1 protein-coding gene is annotated in these 604 nt (G+C 42.9%); it reads right to left on the minus strand.

Annotated features, from left to right (window positions below; all coding sequences use genetic code 11):
* On the minus strand, nt 1-604 hold a 604-nt coding region (locus WEIDD23_RS15015; protein ID WP_197458844.1), incomplete at both ends, for a hypothetical protein.

A 604-nucleotide genomic window follows, 5' to 3' on the forward strand; every position in this document is an offset into this window, starting at 1 on the left:
GTTGAGTGGATCGACTTCGACAAGTTTGAGCAACTCGACATCAACGAGCTTGTCAAACTCAACATCGTTGAGTGGATCAACTTCAACAAGTTTGTCAGACTCGACGTCATTGAGTAACTCAACTTCAACAAGTTTGAGCAACTCGACGTCATTGAGTAACTCGACTTCAACGAGTTTGAGTGATTCAACATCATTGAGCAGTTCAACTTCGACAAGTTTGAGTGATTCAACATCATTGAGCAGTTCAACTTCGACAAGTTTGAGTGATTCAACATCATTGAGCAGTTCGACTTCAACGAGTTTGAGCAACTCGACGTCATTGAGTAACTCAACATCAACGAGCTTGTCAGACTCGACGTCATTGAGTAACTCAACATCAACGAGCTTGTCAGACTCAACGTCATTGAGTAACTCGACTTCAACGAGCTTGTCAGACTCAACGTCATTGAGTAACTCGACTTCAACGAGTTTGAGTAACTCGACTTCAACGAGTTTGAGCAACTCGACGTCATTGAGCAGCTCGACCTCAACAAGCTTGAGCAACTCAACGTCATTAAGTAACTCAACTTCAACAAGTTTGTCAGACTCAACATCGTTGAGCAGT

This window comes from Weissella sp. DD23 (assembly GCF_001579105.1).
GTDB classification, from domain to species: Bacteria; Bacillota; Bacilli; order Lactobacillales; family Lactobacillaceae; genus Weissella; species Weissella cibaria.